Consider the following 19,329-nt stretch of genomic DNA (forward strand, 5'->3'; position numbering starts at 1 on the left):
TACGATATCCATGACGTGTTGGAAGATATTTTAAATGATATGGTACAGGATATGAAAACAACGGTAGAACATTTATTTTGCCCAAACCAGAAAAGCTGTTCCTATCCCTTCTGCCAAAAAATTCAAATGGAAACAAAATATAGATCTCTGTTTCTGGATGACACGATTGCTCCCATTCTTCTGGAAAAAATAGCAGCAAATACAAAAGAAGGCTATGTGACCTGGCTTATGTCACACAGCCTCCTGACCTTTGAGCAGGCAGAATCGGTTTTTTATTTTCAAATGAATGGCTGCCTTTCCATCAACAGACTGATGCTCCGCAATCACTGTAATGACTGGAAACAGATTCAGACAACAATTGACAAATTTATCAAAGCTGGACTGGAAAGTTTTCTGATTCATGATCAAAGGGACGAAAATGCTTCCGATAATTTTTGCAGCAAGATTTCTCCGACTGTTACTGCATCTTCTACACTCAAATAATGATCGGCATGATCTTGAAGAAATAGTTTTCCAGATGCAGGAAATTCTTCATCCGCAAACCATATCTTTAAAGTTACCGGATATCTTGGCAGAACTGGAAAAACAGCACACAGATCTGCCTTTGTCTCTGTGAATTCTGCACCCAGGCTTTTACATGCTTTTTTAATTTTTTCAGGATCTTTGCCCTGCAAAAGCTTTTCCAGTTTCTGCTCTGCAGTCCGGTCAAACTTGGTTCCCCGGATCAATCCGTCTTTCAGATTACCAAAAGTAATGAGCTTCTGTGAGCCTTCTGTGCCATCGGCCATATCCAGATAATGCAGCAATGTCAGATAATGCCATTCATCTATGTCTGTGTTAATATGGAATTCAGGAAGTTGAATTTCAATCATTTCATAAAAACTCAGTACTTCAAGCACATTTCGCCGGCTATGAAAAACAGCCCCACTTTTTGCAGCAAGATCCTCTCCGGAACGATTTTGTAACCGTTTTACTGCTGCCAGCAGCATTTCCTGAAATGCACGATTTTCTGTTTGATTTTTGTATTCCATAAATTCTCCTTTGTAAATATTTTATCGCATCATATAATAATCAATGTTTATACAAGGATTTTGGTGGTTTCATAAATCTGGCATGTTGGACATGACCATCCCTTATTTGTTAAATCTGCATGCGTCTAAATGTCGGTATGCTCTTAATCAATTTGCTTCATATTCTTCTTTAGACTGTGATACTTTCCTGTTTTCACGATAATAAAGCTGATATATTTTTTGATTCTGGTGTATAAATTTCCTTTTAACTTGCCTACGATCAACATATTAAGTTTTATTCCTGTATTGACTTTTCCTTTAAATTTCATTATAGTTGTAATTATATTATTTACAATCATCAAAATAAAAAATATGTACAAGTTCTCAACACATTGAAAAGAACTGTTGAGAACTTGAGATGTTTTTAACAAGCCAGAAATATTTTGTCTCAAAAATGTGAAAGCAAAATCATTATATCATACTACAAGGAGTTTCTTATCATGAAATATTCAACGAAATTAAGTGATACTGTTCATGTGATGGTTCTGATTGCTATCAACCAGGAAAAATCTCTCTCCAGTGCCTCAATTGCAGAAAGTGTCCATACAAATCCCGGCTTTGTGCGCCAGCTTATGTTAAAACTAAAAAAAGCCGGACTTATGACCAGTGTAGCCGGACATGCCCGTCCTTCTCTTTCAAAACCAGCAGACCAGATTACATTGCTGGATATTTATAAAGCAGTGGAAGGTGAGAAACCGCTGCTTCATTTAGATACTCATACCAACCCCGATTGCGGCGTTGGCATTAATATTCAGTTGTCTTTGCAGGAATTCTATAATGAAATTCAAAAGGCTGCCGAAGAAAAAATGAATACGATTACTTTACAGGACATCATAAATACCTATTATCAGCGAACATCTATGCAAATTGCCACATTTGTCTATGACAAATGTGGCAATCCTCAGATATGACAGTTATACGATTTTTCCCGCCACTGCACAGGCAGCTGCGGTTTTCGGAGATGCAAGATAAATCTCCACTTTGGAGGTTCCCATACGGCCAAGGAAGTTCCGGTTATTGGTCGCCACGACACGTTCTCCATCTGTAAGGATTCCGCCGGTTCTTCCACAGCAGAGTCCGCAGCCCGGATGGGTGATGATTGCTCCGGCTTCCGCCAGGACATCCATAATACCAAGCTCTATCGCCTGTCTGTAGATCTTCCGGCTGGCCGGAGTCACAATAAGCTTTACATAGTCTGCAACCTTCCTGCCCTTCAGGACCTCGGCAGCTGCCTGAAGATCCTCCAGACGGCCATTGGTACAAGAACCGATAAACACCTGGTCGATGGGAATGCCGGAAAGCTCGCTGACGTTGCGGATCTTGTCCACCTGCGAAGGACACGCCATCACAGGTACAAAGTCCTCTGCCTGGTAAACGACGGTTTTGCAGTAGGAAGCATCCTCATCTCCCACCAGGCTCTTCTGATAATCGTTCAGCGTCACGTTACAATATTCTGCCGTCTTCTCATCCGGTGTGAAAAGCGCACATTTGGCTCCTGCCTCCACAGCCATGTTTGCCATAGTCATACGGCTGGAAACGGACATCTCCTCCACAGTGCTTCCGGTAAACTCCAGTGCCCGGTAAGTAGCCCCGTCTGCTCCCAGATCACCCAGGAGCCGTAAGATCACATCCTTGGACATGACATTTTCCGGCAATTTTCCATTGATGACGACTTTGATCGTTTCCGGCACACGGATCCACATGCTTCCGGTTCCCAGAATACTTGCCATCTCGGTATAACCGATACCGGAGGAAAAAGCACCTACGCAGCCGTAGGTCGTAGTATGGCTGTCCGTGCCGAAAACCACATCTCCCGGCTTTACATAACCGGCTTCCGTCATCAGCTGGTGGCAGATCCCATCGCTTCTGTGTACATGAGTCATGCCGTATTTTTCCGCAAAAGCATCTCCCGTATGGAAGTGTCTCGTATCATCCAGTTGGCTGGCCGGTACGAGATGGTCATAAATCAGAACTGCTTTATCCGGATCCCAGAGCTTCTGAAATCCCATTTCTTCAAATTTTTCAGCGACAAAGGGGATAAAAATGTCATGGATCATGACCCGGTCCACCGAAACGGTAGCGATATCACCCGGCTTTACCTGTTTGCCCGTATTATGATGAATGATCTTTTCAATCACTGTCTCGCCCATATTTTTCTCCTTCCCGGTCAGTCCAGACCATTCAGCTTCCGCATGGCTTTCACCAGTCCGCCGGCTCTTAAAATATCCATGAGATTCTCCGGCAGGGAAGCGATCGGGTACTGTTTTCCATTGTGATCCACATGCTGATTCATGACAACGGTGACTTCATCTCCTTCTTTCACATGATCGTGAAGTTCCGGCTGCTCGATGAGCAGAAGACCATTGTTGATGGAATTGCGGAAAAAGATCCGCGCGAAGGATTTTGCAATGACACACTGAATCCCCAGTGCTTTGATGATCTCCGGAGCCTGCTCCCTGGAGGAACCGCAGCCAAAGTTCTTTCCGGCAACGATAATATCGCCTTTCCGGATCTCTCCGGCCAGTTCCGGTCGAAGGGGACTGAAGCCGTACTGTTTCATATCGTCAATGGTCTTGAGCGCCAGGTACTCGGTGGGGATAATGATATCCGTATCGATATCATCTCCCAGAACCCAGATCCGTCCTGTAAATGATGTCTCCATAATGTATTCTCCTATCTGCTGTTTCCATCTGCTGTTATCTGATCTCACCTGCCAGAGCGATCTTTCCTGCGATGGCAGAGGCTGTTACCGTTGCGGCAGAACCTAAGTAAACCTTGGAACTCGGATGGCCGGCGCGTCCCTTAAAGTTTCTGGTTCCGGTGCTGATCAGCACTTCATTTTCGCCGATGACACCCTGACAGCTTCCCCAGCAGACACTGCAGTTGGGGTTCATGACGATGGCTCCGGCTTCCATGAAGATATCGATCAGACCTTCTTTTAAAGCCTGGCGATAAACGGTAAGACTGGCAGGAACGACCAGAAAACGTACCTTATCTGCAACTTTTCTGCCCTTGATGAGCTCTGCTCCCACCCGGAGATCTTCGATCCGTCCATTGTTACAGGAGCCTAAGAAAGCTTCGTCAATGGGAAGACCTGCGACCTCTTCAACCGGAACCACATTGTCCACGAAATCCGGTTTTGCGGCTACCGGACGGACTTTGGAGAGGTCGAAGGTGTACTCTCTTGCGTAAACGGCGTCAGGATCGCTCTTGTAGACAGCCTTGGGCTCTCTTCCGTGCTCTTTTAAGTATTCCAGAGCCTTCTCATCTGCTTCAAAAATACCGGTCTTTGCTCCGGCCTCCACAGCCATGTTGCAGAGCACCATACGGTCACTGATGCTTAAAGTCTTCGCTCCCTCGCCGGTGAACTCCATGACCTGGTAATTGCAGCCATTGGCGCCGATCTCACCGATGATGGTAAGGATCAGATCTCTGGCATAAACGCCTTCAGGCAGTCTGCCGATGAGATTGAACTTTACAGTTTCCGGAACCAGTACCCAGGAGGTACCCGTTACCATGCCGTAAAGAAAATCCGTACAGCCCACACCCGTACCGAAAGCACCAAGCGCTCCGTAAGAGCAGGTATGGCTGTCTGCACCGAAGATCAGCTCGCCGGGACGGACATAATTTTCCATCATCACCTGATGGCATACTCCCTTCCCCTCCCAGAAATCGATCTGATTCTCTTTTGCAAAATCACGCATTTTTTTCTGAGAAGCAGCGGTCTTCGGATTATCAGATGGAACGTTATGATCCACGATAAATACCAGCTTCTTTGTGTCCTTGATATGCGGATGTTTCAGTTTATTCCGGTACATATCCACCGTCAGATGCGTGGTTCCGTCATTGCTCATAAGACGGTCCAGTTCCACTGTATGGATATCTCCCGGTTTTACAGAATCCACTCCGGCTGCTGCTGCAATGATTTTTTCGGCGATGGTCATTCCCATTATTTTTCCTCCTCCCGGTTCAGAGAAGCGATCAGGCCGCCCTGGTTCAGTATGTTCTGCATGTATTCCGGCAGTTTCGTGCAGGAATACGTTTTCCCGTTGGCTTCAGCTGTTCCTTCTGACATATGAAGGATCATCGTATCGCCGGTCTTTACTTCATCAGGAAGGTCCTTGCAGACGATAGCCGGAAGTCCGATATTGATGGCATTTCGAAAAAAGATCCGTGCAAACGATTTTGCGATAACTGCCTGCACACCCAACGCTTTCAGTACACCGGGAGCCTGCTCTCTTGATGAGCCGCAGCCGAAGTTTTCACCACCAATGACAAAATCTCCCGCTTTGACTTTCTTGGAAAAATCCGGGTCCAGAGATTCAAACGTGTGGCTTTTCATCTCGTCCAGGTTTGGAAGCAGAAGATACTGAGATGCTATGATCTGGTCGGTATCCAGATCGTTATGAAATTTGAAGATTGTTCCTTTTTCCATAAACAGTTTCCCTTTCTTTGAAAAAAACTCCCGGAATCTTATTCCCACTCCAGAACAGAGTGTTCATAAGACTCCCGGAGTCTTTCCTGATTCAACTTTTCAGTTTCTCACAGATTAAGCGTTCATCTGTTTTGCAACTTCAGCTGCGAAATCCTCGTTCTTCTTCTCAAGGCCTTCACCAGTCTCGAAACGAACGAAGCCTTTGATGGTGATGTTAGCGCCTGCAGCTTTTGCTACAGAGTCAACGTATGCTTTCACGGACTGTTTTCCGTCCTCAGCTTTTACATAAACCTGGTCAAGCAGGCAGATCTCTTTCAGCTCTTTGTTTACACGGCCGTTGATCATGCCCTCGATAACCTTCTCCGGTTTAGCAGACTCTTTCGGATCGTTTTTGATCTGAGCAAGAAGGATCTCTTTCTCATGTGCGATATAGTCTGCGGAGATCTCGTCTCTGCTGGTGTAGAGCGGTTTCAGAGCAGCTACCTGCATAGCTACATTCTTAGCCATCTCTTTAACTTCGTCATTTACCACGTCGGTAACAACGTCAACCAGAACACCGATCTTTCCGCCAGCGTGAATGTAGGAAGCAACGAAACCGTTCTCCTCTTTCACCTGCTGGAAACGACGGATCTTCAGGTTCTCGCCGATGACTGCGATCTGAGCTGCCAGCTCCTCAGCTACAGTCTTGCTCTCATCCAGGTGCCATTTCTCAGCCAGGAAAGCGTCGATGTCGGCTGCCTCGGTGGTCAGAGCCTGATCTGCAACAGTCTTTACATAGTTACGGAATTTCTCGTTCTTTGCAACGAAGTCGGTCTCAGAGTTAACCTCTACGGCTACTGCACTCTTGCCGTCCTCAGCTACAACGTCAACTACGATACCCTCAGCTGCGATTCTGTTGGCTTTCTTCTGAGCCTTTGCAAGACCTTTCTCTCTCAGGAACTCAACGGCTTTGTCCATATCGCCGTCGGTCTCAGTCAGAGCCTTTTTGCAGTCCATCATGCCTGCGCCGGTCATTTCTCTCAGTTCTTTTACCATTGCTGCTGTAATAGCCATTTTTACATTCCCTCCGTCGTATGATGATTACTCTTCTACCGGTGCTTCCTCGGTCTCCACGTCGGTTCCCTCGTAAACTTCTTCCTCAGCACCCTGATTTGCCTCGATAACAGCGTCTGCCATCTTGGAAACGATCAGTTTTACGGCACGGATTGCATCGTCGTTACCCGGGATCACATAATCCAGCTCTTCCGGATCACAGTTGGTATCAGCGATACCGATCAGCGGAATACCCAGAGTATGAGCTTCCTGTACGCAGATTTTCTCTTTTTTCGGATCTACTACGAAGATTGCATCCGGGATCTTCTTCATATCTTTGATTCCGCCCAGGTTCTTCTGCAGTTTGTCCATCTCTTTGCGAAGAGCGATAACCTCTTTCTTCGGCAGTACCTCGAAAGTACCGTCCTGCTCCATGGTCTCGATCTCTTTCAGACGATTGATACGGCTCTGGATGGTCTTGAAGTTGGTCAGCATTCCGCCGAGCCATCTCTCATTTACATAGTACATTCCGCAACGCTCAGCCTCTGTCTTTACAGCGTCCTGAGCCTGTTTCTTGGTACCAACGAAAAGAATGTTGCCACCCTCAGCAGCGATATCAAATACTGCCTTGTATGCGGTGTCAACCATTCCTACAGATTTCTGAAGGTCGATGATGTAGATGCCGTTTCTCTCGGTGTAGATGTAGGGAGCCATTTTGGGGTTCCATCTTCTGGTCTGATGACCAAAATGTACGCCGGCTTCGAGTAACTGTTTCATTGAAATAACGCTCATGTCTTTTATCTCCTTTGGTTTTGTTCTTCCGTATGTTTTATTCTTCCTTGGAAACCTTTTCGGGCACCGTCCTCGGAATCCACATACGTGTTTTATTTTAGACTAGGGCAGTATACCACAGATCCTGCCATTCTGCAAGCTTTTTTTACCTGGATCCTGCAGAAAACCCCAGATTCCGTAGATCTCTTCGCAGAATTGAAAAAAGCTCTCCGGCTTTTTCGAATGACCGGAGAGCTTTTTTCATTATTCGTGACGCAAAGCGTCGATGGGGTTCAGATTTGCCGCCTTGATGGAAGGCAGAAGTCCGAAAAGAATACCGATAAGCATGGAGAACAGAACGGAAACCACAATAACCGGCACGCTGATGGCTGTTGGCGTATCCGTCATATTGGATATGACTTTCGCCAGAATGTTTCCAACGATCACGCCGATGATTCCTCCCATGCTGGTAAGAACAGCAGCTTCCGTAAGAAACTGGGCCAGAATCCTTTTTTTCTTGGCTCCGATCGCTTTCTTAAGGCCGATCTCACTGGTACGCTCGGTAACGGTCACGAGCATGATGTTCATAACACCGATACCACCGACCAGAAGAGAGATCCCTGCGATCCAGATGAGCTGCTGATTGGCAGCCGTGTTCATCTTCTGCTCTTCCTCGATCTTCTCGATCATCTTGTCTGCTTTATACTTAATGTCGGAGCTTTTTCCCACACTCAGAAGATCATTTGCAATGCTTTTTACATCTTTTCCCACAGTCTTCATATAATCCGTGTTTTCTGCTTTGATCACAATGTTCTGCGGTTCATCATACTGAAAGGAAATCCCCCAGTCAGCAGAAGGGATATACACCACGCCGCTGCTATCAGAATCGCTCATAAGGCTGTAATACTCATCAACGGAATTGATTACCGGCTGGTACTCATCCTTTTTCTGTGCCACACCGACAACGATATAAGGAGAACCACTCAGTTCAATGGTCTTTCCCAGCGGGCTTTCTTCCTGAAAAAGACTGGTGGCAGCCGTATCATCCAGGATAGCTACCCGGCGGAAATCTGTATAATCCTTCTCTATAAAGCTTCTTCCTGTCCGGATCTCATAGCCGCAGGTATTAAGATAATGGCTGTCAATCCCCATAATGGACGCACCCTGAAGATTTGTATTCTGATACCAGATATCACTGGAATAGCTCCGGCTGTTGTAAAAGGCAATGTCTTCGACACCTTCCACATCCAGCATTTTTTCACGGTCGCTCTCTGAAAAGACCGGAACTCCTGCCGGAATCCCACTGTAGTTATCAAATTCATACTCTGAATCAGAGCGGCAGAGTTTTACATTAACGGTATTGTTTCCTGCTCCCAGAAGATTCTGCTTCAACTGCTCATTGGTTCCCTGAATGGTGGACGCAATGGCAATGATGGATGCGATACCAATGATGATACCCAACATAGTCAGAAGAGAACGCATCTTGTGAGACCAGACTCCCTGAAAGGATAATCTTATATTTTCTAACACTTTTTTCTACCTCCGAAAATCGCCTCTGGCGATGGAATTTTGACTTAACCGTGTAAAGCGGACATTCGCAATCTGCCGCTTAGTGCTCCGCGCACTTGAAGCGGGGGAATGCTTATCTGCGATCAATAAGCTGCTTCCTCGTAGGCACCTTCGTCGTAAGCTCCTTCCTCATAGGATCCTTCCTCAAAGCTGCCCTCGTCGTAGCTGCCCTCGTCATAGTTTTCGCCGTCTATATTGTCCATTCCACTGTCAGAATTCTCCATTCCGGAGGAGTTGTCATCCTCATCGTCTGCATACTCGCTTGCTACCTTGGTCTTCGCTCCCTCTTTGACATTTTTTCCATAGGGAAAAGCAATCGCATCATCGATACTCAGACCCTCTTTGACCTCAATGGTACTGCCGTAAAGAGTCTTTCCTGTGCGGACATACTGTTTTTTCAGCAGACCGTCTTCTCCCTTAATGTATACATAGCTCTGGCCGTTTTCTTTTCGGATATACATTTTATCAATGTAAATACTGTTTGAAGAGGTACTGGCATCTTCTTCGATCTTCAGTTCCGCATATTCATAATCGGAAAGACCATCTGCATTCTCAATGTAAGCCAGGAATGGATAACTGGAGGCATTCGGATTCATATCACTGGACCAGTAATTCTGGGAATTGGTAGGATATTTGGAGATCTCCGTGATTTCCGCAGTAAAAGAAGTATAGGATTCATAGGAATAACCGCTGATCATGCTTCCAACCTTGACTTTTCCAAGATCCGACTCGCTCAAGGTTCCCTGAACATAAAGGCCGGAATCACTGGTGACAAGGATAAAGGCTTTTCCATCCACCTCACCGATGGAAGGATCTCCCACGCTCTTTACTACTCCATGGATACTGCTGGTAATGGTAGATTCGTTGATCTCACGCTGTGCTTTTTCGATTTTCAGTGCATTCTCTCTTTGATTCAGCTTCAGATCTTTGATTTCTTTTTCCTTATCTTCAATCGCCTTCTTCAGTTCAGATGCCGTATAACCGTCACCGCTGTTATCATCCCAGGGCGGCTCATACCAGTCATCGCTTTCTGTCTCCGGTTCTTCTGTTTCATCCGGAAGTTCCGGAACCACCTTCTGCAGCCCGGAGGTCGTAAAGATCCAGCTGAGATCCGGTGCAAAAGCTTTTTCCGTAGGAGTGGTGCCGCGGATGATAATGGATTTGATAAAACCGCCGGACATCTCATCGCCCTCACGGATCTCAAGAACAGCATAACAGCCTTCCCCGTCTCCCTTCATTCCTCCATTCTTTCTGGAGGTTCCGGCCTCATTAAAGCCCAGGATCCGGTTCATAAAGGATGCCCGGATCACTGCTCCGTCTGCGCAGAAGAATACATAAGGAGATTCCTTTGTTCCTTCCCCTTTATAAGGTTTCGTATTGTATGTCAGGACTTTTTTTGCCTTGATCTTATCCAGCGGAGAGGGTTCCGGTTCTTCTGTCTCTGTTGCCGGTTCTGTCACTGGTTCTTCCGTTTCCGTTGTCGGCTCTGTTACCGGCTCCTCCGTCTCTGTCACCGGCTCTTCCGTTTCACTGACCGGTTCTGTTGCCTGCGTCTCTGTCTCACTGCCTGGCTCCGTTGCCTGTGTTTCTGTCACAGGTTCTGTTGCCTGCGTTTCTGTGACGTGTTCCGTCTCCCGCGGTTCTTCTGTCTCCGGGGAACCGTTTTCCGTCGGATCTGTCTCTCTGCCTGTGGTGTCACTCTCGCTCTCCGTACCAGCTGCCTCTGTGGGATTGGTATTTCCGCCGATAATGATATCCGTGATCTCACCGGAACCATTCTGATTTCCGGAAATATTATTTTTCCCTTCATCAGAAATCGTCTCTGTCCAGAAATCTTTTCCATTTTCTGCCGTCAGCCTGCTTCCGTCCCCTTCTGTCTCGTTTACAGGAAGCTGTACGCCTGTCGATGCAAAGCGCCATTTCGTATCTTTATCAAAAGCCTTATCCGTTTCTTTGGTTCCATCGATATCCAGAGTGTTCAGGACCTCGCCGTCAGCCTGATTTTCCTTCCGGATCTCCAGTCTGGCGTAACAGCCCTGGCCATCCTCTGTCATTCCGCCGCCTTCTCTTACGGAACCGTCTTCTACAAAGCCTAGGATCTTATTTAAGAAAGAACCCTGGATCACCGCTCCGTCTGCACAGAGAAACACATAGGGATTTTCTTTTGTCCCGTCTCCCTCTGAGGGTTTGCTCCGATAAGTCAGCATTTTAAGGATCTTATCCTCCGTCTTGACCGCAGGTGCGGGATCATTTCCACCCAGTCCGTTTCCTGATGACGGATCCAGTGTGATCATATCAGAACTTTCTGCTTCCTGATCCTGTACAGCCGCAGCCCCGGCAGATGATGGTTCTGGCACTGTCGTTTCCGGTGCTTTTGTTTCCGGTACCGCTGTCTCTGCTGCCTGTGTTTCCGGTGCTGCCGTCTCTGGCGCCTGTGTTTCCGGTGCTGCTGTTTCCGGTACTGTCGTTTCCGGGCTTGTCTCTGGCGCCTGCGTTTCCGGCGCTGCTGTCTCTGCTGCTGCCGTTTCAGGCGTCTGCGTTTCTTCTCCACCCTCTGCCGCTGCGGTCAGATTCATCGGATTCAGGATTGCTTTCGCCTGATCATCGGTCATGCTGTCAGAATCCGAATCGCTTCCGCTGTCATCATTTTCCCAGTTGGAAAGATCTGATGAGCCAGAGGAAGAGCTGTCTGCCACCGGTGTGATACTCTTCAGCTTCTTCAGATCCTTTTCTGCTCCCTTGATCTCCAGTTCTATGGACTTTCCTTCCAGCTGATAAGATTCCAGATTCAGCTCCAGAAGCGTCGTATCATAAGATAGAAGCTTATCTCCCACTTTCACCTTGTCGCCTTCTTTTACATAAACCTGGTCAACAAGATTATTAGATTCCAGATGGACTTCCTGATTTGCTTTTGAGGTAATGGTTCCGCTGGAACTGGTCTCACTTCCCCAATATCCCTGGTTTAAATTCGCCACAGAGGTAACCTCCACCGGATCACCTCCGTTTTTCACCAGATGGTAAATGCCATAACCGCCGCCACCTACTGCTGCCAGTGAAAAAATTGTGATTAGTATGATCGTACGCTTTTTCACAGCGTCACCTCCTGAGGCTTGTATTCCGATATCTCACCATCGAAAATGTCAACTCTTCGTTTCGCAAATCCGGCTACGTGACTGTCATGGGTGATCATGATCACGGTCACTCCTTCCTGATTCAAGGTAGTAAAAAGATCCATAACCTGGGCACTGGACTTGGAATCCAGAGCTCCGGTCGGTTCATCGGCCAGAAGGATCTTCGGCTGGTTTACCATAGCCCTTGCAATAGCAACTCTCTGCTTCTGACCACCGGACAGCTGGTTCGGCACGAAATCCAGACGGTCGGACAGTCCTACTTTATCCAGAGCTGCCGCCGCCCGTTTTAACCGTTCCTTCTTGCTCACACCGGCATAAATGAGAGGCAGGGCCACATTTTCCACTGCTGTCTGTCTGGGAAGCAGCTGGAAGTTCTGGAAAACGAACCCCAGTTTATTCAGCCGTACATCCGCCAGTGCATTTTCACTCAGATTCAGGATATCCAGGCCATCCAGTCTGAAATCGCCCTTCGTAGGCTTGTCCAGACAGCCAATGATATTCATCAGTGTCGATTTTCCAGAACCGGAAGGTCCCATGATCGCCAGATACTCTCCGTTTTCCACATTCAGATTGACGTCCTTAAGCACAGGAACCACCATGTTGCCCGGATAATAGTCTTTATAAATATGATGCATTTCCAAAATCAAGGCTTATTCCTCCCCTGCGCCAGCGGTCTCTTCTTCTCCGTTTGTGAAATCTGCGTCTCCGGAACCATCCTCATCCAGATACTCTCCGTCATCCGTATAGGCACCATCCTCATAATAGGCATCGTCCCCTTCCAGATCATCACTGCCGGCCTCCAGACCGGCCTCATCATAGGAGCCATCATCTTCCAGATATTCTTCTCCTGTTTCAGACGTATCACCATCATAGGAATTCTCATCTTCTTCGCTGTAATCACTATAGGTTCCGTCTCCACCGTTGATATAGGTCTCCCCGTCTCCGATACCGCTGGCACTGGCTGCCCCGGTTCCGATGGTGGCATTCTCAACATTGCGTTCTGCTTTCATGCCAGCCTCGATGTCAGAAGACGGAAATGCAATATAATCTTCTCTGGTGAGTCCGTCTGTGATCTCATAAAGATCCAGTTCCTCATCGTATTCTCCGAGAGTGACCTTGCGCTCCTCCATCCGGTCTTTGGAATCCGCTGCCCAGACGTAAGCGGTTCCATCACCATTCTGCACAAGATAATAGCTGTTCAGCCAGACGCCATCCTGATGCTTGTACTGCCCGTTATCGATCTCTACATAGACATGCTGACCCAGGATCAGATCACTGGAATCATCCAGTTCCACATAGAAATTATAATTGCTGCTGGTGTTGTCACCGGAACTGCCTCCATAAGAATAATTATCATTGTTGTTCTGTGCAGTCTTCTCCGTATCCAGGCTTCCCATGGTGCCGTTCCAGGTTTCTTTATCATTCACTCTGGAATGAACAATGACAGGAAGACCTTCCTGAACGGAATTGCGGTTCTGCTCATTGGCAGTCGCTTTTACACGGTAATTTCCGGTGGAAAGAACAGTCATAAAGGCGTTGCTGTCATCGTTGCCGTATCCAGAAGAACTGCTGCCTGCATCCTCATTGATGCTCTTGATAATTCCATCCATCTCCGACTGTACGGTAGCGTTTGCAATCGTATTTTTCAGCTGCTCGATGGTCACGTTCTGTTTCTTCAGATCATACTGGCTTTTCTTCAGCGAGTTTTCCTTGGTCTGGATCAGGTTCGTATATTCCAGACGCTGATCCTCGTCCTTTACCTTGGCCAGTTCCTTATTCATCGTATCGATCTGTTTCTGCGTCGTCTCGATATCAGAAGTCAGACGATCCAGCTCGATCTGGGCATCCACCAGGTTCTCTTCTGCTTCAGAAGTATCATACGTAAAAAGATCCTGTCCGGCTTTTACCTGATCTCCCTCTACCACATAGATCTCTTTGATCTTTTTATCGCTGGAGGCCTCGATCTTCCAGGTCTTCTGTGGTTCAATGACACCACTGAAGCGCTGATTCACACCACTCACTTCCGGATTTAATATTTTCTCAACAGAATCCACATAGACACTGCCTTCCGTTGTATTCGTTTTTTTCAAAAAAGACAGTTCCAACGTTCCGTCCTGTACCTTTTTCCAGACAACGACACCGGAACCTCCTGCGGCAATGACAGCCACAAGAACCACTCCGGCAACCACTTTCTTTTTTTTCATGGTCTCCTCCTAACAATTGATGCACTCATCAGGCGCCTTTCATCCTTCCTGCTCCTGTTTACTGTGCCATTATAGCACGTTCATTTAGGCGTGCCTACTTAATTTTCCCTTAACCTTCCGTATTTTATCTGAATTTTGTGTTGATTCTGTGAAGCTTTGTCTTATTTCTCTCCCAATGAAGCCAAAACCTGGGTCTTTCCCGTATGGATATTTGACACAACGCCCCTTTTCCGATAAAATGAGGATGCTATATATTACCCTTGCTAAAGAAAGGATTTTTATGATGCGATTATTCATCGGATGGTGCATTCTTTTCAGCTTCATCGGTTTCTGTTCCATGGGGATCGACAAGAGAAAGGCCCGGCTTGGGAAATGGCGGATCCCTGAGAGAACCCTTTTTCTCATTGCCATTCTCGGCGGTTCTCCCGGTTCTATTGCCGGTATGTACCTGTTCCACCACAAAACACGGCATCCCTCTTTCCGTTATGGCTTGCCGCTGATCTTTTTCCTGGAGTTTGGTGCGGTCTGCATGCTCTGCCGCCTGAGATTTCCAGCCTGACCGACGCATAAGGAGGCGCTTATGAAAAAAATACGGAATATCCTTTTTCTCTTTCTGGCTCTGCTGCTTACGGGCTGCGGTGCCAAGACACCGGAGAAGCTGGTCCGTTCCGAACTGGAGCAGATCAAAAAGCTGGACGAAAAGACCATCCGGAATTTTGTTTCCTACCAGGACATTGTCCAGAATAAAATGCGGGACACCGATGTCGGAGAAGAAACCACTGAAGCCGTCCGGCTTTTCTTTCAGAATTTTGACTACTCTGTTCTTTCCACAGAATCTGCCGATGACAAGGCAGAAGTCATCGTAGAGATCCGGAACCTGGATTCCCGTTCCCTTGCCCATGATCTTTGCCTGTCCCTGACCCGGATCGCTGCGGATCCACGGGCATCCCAGACGGATACCATGAATTCCTACTTTACAGTGCTTCGTGATATCCTGAAAAGCAACACCTATGAGACAGCCCGCACAGAAGCACATTTTAACCTGATCCGTCAGTCCGGAAACTGGGTCATCCAGACCACCGATTCTCTGAAGGATGAAATCGTCGGCGGTCTTATCAGTGCCCTGCAGGATCCCTATCTCCTGACACCAGAAGAGGTAGCAACTGCCACACTGGATGTTTTCACCGACTTTTCGCCGGAAGACTGGATCTCTTACCTCGACATGCATGACGTCTTTGCCATCGGAAGCGAACAGTCTGATCAGGTAGATCAAAGCCTGGCAGCCCGGATTGCCTCCTGCTTTCAGTATAAGGTCACACAGCTCCGTGTCGATCATGAGGACGCCACAGCCAGTGCAGACATTACCAGTCTCGATATGACCTCTGTACTGAAAGCTTATCGTAAAAAGCTCCTGGCTTACGCAGAAACCACAGAATCGCTCCGGGCTTCGGATTCTGAGATCGCAGATAAATCTGCCGGATTTTTAAAAGAAGCACTGGATGAAAACGAAGACACCATCCTCCGCTCTGTTCCCCTTACCTTTCATAACAACGGGTCTGCCTGGGAAATGAGCATCGGTGAAGAATTCAGCGAAGTGCTCCTTGGCGGCTCGGAAGATGCTTTAAATGCTTTTCATGACAATGAATGACAAATCACCTTTAAAAACCGCTGCCCGGTTAAGAGATACTCTTTCCTGGCAGCGGTTTTTTGTTTTCGATTATAAGTCTTTTTTCTTTACTTTTCTGCATAAAAGCTGCGGATATCCGTATAGCCCTCTTTTTCAAGCTGGTCTATCTGGAATTTCCGGTTTTTCTTCATCTGTACCACATTGACCTGTACGCCTTTGGCTCTCTCTGCCTTTGCTTCCTCGAAGACTTTGATCAAAGCCTCTCCTGCAATGCCTTTCTCAATCAGGAAAGCTTTTTTCTCCTTTCTGGTAGGGATCTGGTAATCCTTCTCCAGAAGCAGCATAACAATACGCTCAAATCCGACGGAAAAGCCGCAGGCCGGTGTATTCTGACCGGTGAAGCGTCCGATCATCTCATCATAACGTCCGCCTCCGCCTACAGAACCGCCAAAACCGTCAATACTGATCTCAAAAATAGGACCGGTGTAATAAGACATTCCGCGTACCAGGGTCGGATCAAATACCAGATGGAAGTCCGCAGTTTTTACTGCCTCCACGCTGGAAATGATGGTTTCCAGATCTTCTGCGCATTTCGGATCCAGGAAACCGGTAAGTTTCTCCTTCAGATAACGGATACCGGAAAGATCCGGTGTCACTTCCCGGTAAAGCTCCAGATATTTCTCTGCTTTCTCTTTCTCATAACCTGCTTTTACCAGCTCTTCTTCTACACCATCCAGACCGATCTTGTCCATTTTGTCCAGAATGATAAAGACTTCATCGTATGCTTCTTCCGGAAAACCACTGTATGCTGCCATGGCCTTCAGGATCTTCCGGTCATTGATGCGGATGGTAAAGCCCTGGAAATCCAGTTTTCCCACAAGCGTGGAGGTGGCCTGGATCAGTTCGATCTCAGCCAGGATCGTGGGCTCACCCAGAATATCAATATCACACTGCATAAACTGACGGTAACGGCCTCTCTGCGGGCGGTCTGCTCTCCAGACATTTCCCATCTGCAAAGCCTTGAACGGACTGGGAAGCTCGTTGGCATTGTTGGAATAATAACGGGACAACGGAACCGTCAGATCATAACGGAGACCGCCATCCACCAGGTCTGCCTCGCTCTGAGCCGTATCCAGTTTCAGTTTTTCTCCTCTTTTCATGATCTTAAAGATCAGTTTTTCGTTTTCTCCGCCCTGTTTGCTGGACAGGTTTTCAATATGCTCCACACAGGGAGTTTCAATATTTGTAAAACCGAACATTCCATAAGTTTCCCTGATCAGATTCATCACATAATTGCGGATCTCCATCTCCCTGGGCAGAATGTCTTTCATACCGGTGACCGGTTTCTTTTTCAATGCCATTATCTTATGTCCTCCTCATTCAGGTCCAGGACCTGCTTATTGATTTCTATAATTTCTTCTATATGCGGCCCGTGGACCACTCTCTGAAAAGCCAGAAAAACACCCACATCAAAATCCTTGATCTCATCGATCATCAATGCCACTGCCTCTTCCATGGAAAAAGCCTTGCGGTACGGCCGGTCTGAGATCAGCGCCGCAAAGGTATCACAGACTCTTAAAATCCTTGCCCCCAGAGGGATCTCTTCCCCTGCCAGGTTGGAAGGATATCCGGAACCGTCATAATTTTCATGATGATGCAGAATGGACTGCAGGATAAATTCCGAATAATGACGCTCATTCAGGATGGCATATCCCATAGTGGAATGTGTTCTCACATATTTCAGCTCTTCAATCGTCAACGGATCCGACTGCCTGCTGTAAAGATATTTGGAAATTTCAAGCTTTCCGATATCATGGACGACTCCCGCCACTGCCAGCTCGTGGCAAATCTCCGGTTCCAGTCCCATTTCACACGCCACCTGAAATGCCAGATTGCTCACGCACATTCCGTGGGTCAGCTCTGAGGCAAGGTCCAGCCGTAAAATGTGTCCTGTTGTTCTTTTCTCCATTTTAAAAAATCCTTTGTATTTTGTATCTCTGGGGTCTTTTTTTCAGACTTCTGCAAAAAATTTCTTTTTCCGCTCGATCATTTCATCAATACGGGAAAGATACGATGCCACATCTTTCACATTTTCACACCGCTCGATGCGATGTGTTCCGTCTTCATTGGCTTCCGGCCAGACACGCTTGGTGGAGGCACCGGCTCCAAGAGCAAGAATAGACTGCTTTTCCTCCATGATCAGAATGTTGTAAATTCCTTCTTTTCCCGGACGGGCGTAACCCACGTTCTCCAGATTACCGGCCATATTTTTCTGACGGTAAAGATAATAGGGAAATAGACCGGATTCCATACAGGCCTTTTCGGTCATATCCATGATCTCCATATTATTGATAAAGGACATTTCCTTATACTGATCTTTAAACATATTCAGCCGGGCGGCCCGTTTCACTGCCAGAGAGTGGACTGTCACACTGTCCGGATCCAGTTTCCGGATTTCCTGAAGGGTATGCTCCACTTCCTCTTTTCCTTCACCGGGAAGACCAACAATGAGATCCATATTGATATTATCAAAACCAAGCTCTCTCGCCAGAAGAAATGCTTCTTTTGTCTCTTCCACCGTATGTCTCCGGCCGATGATCTCCAGCGTTTTCTGGTTCATCGTCTGTGGATTGATAGAGATCCGTGTGACCGGATGCTTCCGGATCACTTCCAGTTTTTCCCTTGTAATGCTGTCCGGTCTTCCTGCTTCTACCGTAAATTCCTGAACCTTGCTGAGATCAAAATACTTCCCGATCTCCGTAAGCAGCCGGTCCAGCTGCTCCGGTTCCAGAGTCGTAGGCGTTCCGCCGCCAATATATACGGTATCCAGCTGCCGGTCTCTGTAAACCTCCGCTCCATAAGCGATCTCTTTACAGAGTGCATCCAGATAATCATCGACCTTCTTTTTCCAGACAGAAAGAGGACTGGAACTGAAGGAACAGTAGAGGCAGATACTCGGGCAGAACGGGATCCCCACATAAAGGCTGTAACCGTTATCATAATCGATATCTCTCAGAATATGCCTCTCCCGATTGGCAATGGAGATGCCAAGTGACGTTTTCTCCGGACTGATCAGGTACGTCTTTCGCATATGATCTGCAATCTCACGGTTACTCATCCCCTGCTCCAACAGGGCCATAGGGATCTTGGTCGGGCGGATCCCGGTAAGTGTTCCCCACGGAAGGGTCATTCCTGTGTAATCGCTGAGCATCTGGTATACCCGATACTTCAGGTGATTTTTTGTCTCCTTCCGGTTCTTTTCATATTCCACGGTCTCCGTATCTTCTTTTACTGTCTGACCGTCTTTTTCAAACCGGATCTTAATTTCCTGTTCTTTATAGATCACAGAGATTTTCAACAAAGCCTCACCGGCATTTTCCGGTTCTTCATAACAGACCGTCACATCCTCTCCCGGATAAAAAGACTTCACCAGAGAATGCAGATCATACTCAAAATCCTGTTTGTTCAGCTGTATTATGATCATTTTGTT

Annotated in this window: 17 protein-coding genes; 3 read left to right on the forward strand and 14 right to left on the reverse strand. The window is 47.2% G+C overall.

Going from position 1 to position 19,329, the window contains the following annotated elements:
* Window positions 1–404: 404 nt before the first annotated feature.
* A complete protein-coding gene (locus DXA57_RS00235; RefSeq protein WP_117763936.1) occupies window positions 405–1,031 on the reverse strand; it encodes a DUF3786 domain-containing protein in 627 nt (208 codons plus the stop codon).
* 479 nt (window positions 1,032–1,510) lie between these two features.
* Between DXA57_RS00235 and DXA57_RS00245 the strand changes: the two genes are divergently transcribed.
* Window positions 1,511–1,981 (forward strand): Rrf2 family transcriptional regulator, encoded by a 471-nt coding sequence (locus tag DXA57_RS00245; RefSeq protein ID WP_117763937.1) that lies wholly within the window; start codon window positions 1,511–1,513, stop codon window positions 1,979–1,981.
* Between the two features lie 3 nt (window positions 1,982–1,984).
* Here DXA57_RS00245 and DXA57_RS00250 read toward each other — a convergent pair whose 3' ends face one another.
* The 10 genes from DXA57_RS00250 to DXA57_RS00295 form a co-directional block, all read right to left on the reverse strand.
* The gene (locus tag DXA57_RS00250) at window positions 1,985–3,220 is read right to left on the reverse strand and encodes a 3-isopropylmalate dehydratase large subunit (protein ID WP_117763938.1); all 1,236 of its coding nucleotides are present in this window, start codon (window positions 3,218–3,220) and stop codon (window positions 1,985–1,987) included.
* 17 nt (window positions 3,221–3,237) lie between these two features.
* Window positions 3,238–3,732: a LeuD/DmdB family oxidoreductase small subunit gene (locus tag DXA57_RS00255; RefSeq protein ID WP_117763939.1), complete on the reverse strand. Its 495-nt coding sequence runs from the start codon at window positions 3,730–3,732 to the stop codon at window positions 3,238–3,240.
* Window positions 3,733–3,766: 34 nt separating this feature from the next.
* Complete coding sequence (locus DXA57_RS00260) at window positions 3,767–5,020, reverse strand: 3-isopropylmalate dehydratase large subunit (protein ID WP_117763940.1); 1,254 nt, start codon at window positions 5,018–5,020, stop codon at window positions 3,767–3,769.
* The gene (locus tag DXA57_RS00265; protein ID WP_117764376.1) at window positions 5,020–5,505 is read right to left on the reverse strand and encodes a LeuD/DmdB family oxidoreductase small subunit; all 486 of its coding nucleotides are present in this window, start codon (window positions 5,503–5,505) and stop codon (window positions 5,020–5,022) included. The genes DXA57_RS00260 and DXA57_RS00265 overlap by 1 nt, the downstream gene beginning before the upstream one ends.
* A gap of 114 nt (window positions 5,506–5,619) precedes the next feature.
* Window positions 5,620–6,558, reverse strand: coding sequence for a translation elongation factor Ts (tsf, locus tag DXA57_RS00270; protein WP_117763941.1), 939 nt, complete (start codon window positions 6,556–6,558; stop codon window positions 5,620–5,622).
* A gap of 27 nt (window positions 6,559–6,585) precedes the next feature.
* Window positions 6,586–7,329: a 30S ribosomal protein S2 gene (gene rpsB, locus DXA57_RS00275; RefSeq protein WP_117763942.1), complete on the reverse strand. Its 744-nt coding sequence runs from the start codon at window positions 7,327–7,329 to the stop codon at window positions 6,586–6,588.
* A 243-nt stretch (window positions 7,330–7,572) separates the two neighbouring features.
* Window positions 7,573–8,838 carry an ABC transporter permease gene (locus DXA57_RS00280; RefSeq protein WP_117763943.1) on the reverse strand — a complete coding sequence of 422 codons (1,266 nt, stop codon included), beginning with the start codon at window positions 8,836–8,838 and terminating at the stop codon, window positions 7,573–7,575.
* Between the two features lie 122 nt (window positions 8,839–8,960).
* On the reverse strand, window positions 8,961–11,969 hold the full coding sequence (locus tag DXA57_RS00285) for a biotin/lipoyl-binding protein (protein ID WP_117763944.1): 3,009 nt from the start codon (window positions 11,967–11,969) through the stop codon (window positions 8,961–8,963).
* The gene (locus DXA57_RS00290; RefSeq protein WP_117763945.1) at window positions 11,966–12,655 is read right to left on the reverse strand and encodes an ABC transporter ATP-binding protein; all 690 of its coding nucleotides are present in this window, start codon (window positions 12,653–12,655) and stop codon (window positions 11,966–11,968) included. The genes DXA57_RS00285 and DXA57_RS00290 overlap by 4 nt, the downstream gene beginning before the upstream one ends.
* 3 nt (window positions 12,656–12,658) lie before the next feature.
* Window positions 12,659–14,212 (reverse strand): efflux RND transporter periplasmic adaptor subunit, encoded by a 1,554-nt coding sequence (locus DXA57_RS00295; protein WP_117763946.1) that lies wholly within the window; start codon window positions 14,210–14,212, stop codon window positions 12,659–12,661.
* Between the two features lie 280 nt (window positions 14,213–14,492).
* Between DXA57_RS00295 and DXA57_RS00300 the strand changes: the two genes are divergently transcribed.
* Complete coding sequence (locus DXA57_RS00300) at window positions 14,493–14,771, forward strand: DUF1294 domain-containing protein (protein WP_330423162.1); 279 nt, start codon at window positions 14,493–14,495, stop codon at window positions 14,769–14,771.
* A 21-nt stretch (window positions 14,772–14,792) separates the two neighbouring features.
* On the forward strand, window positions 14,793–15,860 hold the full coding sequence (locus tag DXA57_RS00305) for a hypothetical protein (protein ID WP_117763947.1): 1,068 nt from the start codon (window positions 14,793–14,795) through the stop codon (window positions 15,858–15,860).
* A gap of 86 nt (window positions 15,861–15,946) precedes the next feature.
* On the opposite strand, the gene hisS is transcribed toward DXA57_RS00305, so the two are convergent.
* The 3 genes from hisS to hemZ are packed head-to-tail and all read right to left on the reverse strand — an operon-like array spanning window position 15,947 to window position 19,323.
* The gene (gene hisS / locus DXA57_RS00310) at window positions 15,947–17,200 is read right to left on the reverse strand and encodes a histidine--tRNA ligase (RefSeq protein WP_117763948.1); all 1,254 of its coding nucleotides are present in this window, start codon (window positions 17,198–17,200) and stop codon (window positions 15,947–15,949) included.
* Window positions 17,200–17,808 (reverse strand): HD-GYP domain-containing protein, encoded by a 609-nt coding sequence (locus tag DXA57_RS00315; protein WP_243005665.1) that lies wholly within the window; start codon window positions 17,806–17,808, stop codon window positions 17,200–17,202. The genes hisS and DXA57_RS00315 overlap by 1 nt, the downstream gene beginning before the upstream one ends.
* Window positions 17,809–17,850: 42 nt before the next feature.
* Window positions 17,851–19,323 carry a coproporphyrinogen dehydrogenase HemZ gene (hemZ, locus tag DXA57_RS00320; protein ID WP_117763949.1) on the reverse strand — a complete coding sequence of 491 codons (1,473 nt, stop codon included), beginning with the start codon at window positions 19,321–19,323 and terminating at the stop codon, window positions 17,851–17,853.
* Window positions 19,324–19,329: the final 6 nt, after the last annotated feature.

The sequence above is a fragment of the Blautia sp. OF03-15BH genome (assembly GCF_003463065.1).
Lineage (GTDB): Bacteria > Bacillota > Clostridia > Lachnospirales > Lachnospiraceae > Limivivens.

What these genes read in the sequence shown, in the direction of transcription:
- DXA57_RS00255 (WP_117763939.1), bottom strand. Translation starts at nt 3,732, where the DNA reads ATGGAGACATCATTTACAGGACGGATCTGGGTTCTGGGAGATGATATC.
- hemZ (WP_117763949.1), bottom strand. Translation starts at nt 19,323, where the DNA reads ATGATCATAATACAGCTGAACAAACAGGATTTTGAGTATGATCTGCAT.
- DXA57_RS00260 (WP_117763940.1), bottom strand. Translation starts at nt 5,020, where the DNA reads ATGGGAATGACCATCGCCGAAAAAATCATTGCAGCAGCAGCCGGAGTG.
- DXA57_RS00300 (WP_330423162.1), top strand. Translation starts at nt 14,493, where the DNA reads ATGATGCGATTATTCATCGGATGGTGCATTCTTTTCAGCTTCATCGGT.
- hisS (WP_117763948.1), bottom strand. Translation starts at nt 17,200, where the DNA reads ATGGCATTGAAAAAGAAACCGGTCACCGGTATGAAAGACATTCTGCCC.
- DXA57_RS00265 (WP_117764376.1), bottom strand. Translation starts at nt 5,505, where the DNA reads ATGGAAAAAGGAACAATCTTCAAATTTCATAACGATCTGGATACCGAC.
- rpsB (WP_117763942.1), bottom strand. Translation starts at nt 7,329, where the DNA reads ATGAGCGTTATTTCAATGAAACAGTTACTCGAAGCCGGCGTACATTTT.
- DXA57_RS00245 (WP_117763937.1), top strand. Translation starts at nt 1,511, where the DNA reads ATGAAATATTCAACGAAATTAAGTGATACTGTTCATGTGATGGTTCTG.
- DXA57_RS00250 (WP_117763938.1), bottom strand. Translation starts at nt 3,220, where the DNA reads ATGGGCGAGACAGTGATTGAAAAGATCATTCATCATAATACGGGCAAA.
- DXA57_RS00305 (WP_117763947.1), top strand. Translation starts at nt 14,793, where the DNA reads ATGAAAAAAATACGGAATATCCTTTTTCTCTTTCTGGCTCTGCTGCTT.
- DXA57_RS00315 (WP_243005665.1), bottom strand. Translation starts at nt 17,808, where the DNA reads ATGGAGAAAAGAACAACAGGACACATTTTACGGCTGGACCTTGCCTCA.
- tsf (WP_117763941.1), bottom strand. Translation starts at nt 6,558, where the DNA reads ATGGCTATTACAGCAGCAATGGTAAAAGAACTGAGAGAAATGACCGGC.
- DXA57_RS00235 (WP_117763936.1), bottom strand. Translation starts at nt 1,031, where the DNA reads ATGGAATACAAAAATCAAACAGAAAATCGTGCATTTCAGGAAATGCTG.
- DXA57_RS00295 (WP_117763946.1), bottom strand. Translation starts at nt 14,212, where the DNA reads ATGAAAAAAAAGAAAGTGGTTGCCGGAGTGGTTCTTGTGGCTGTCATT.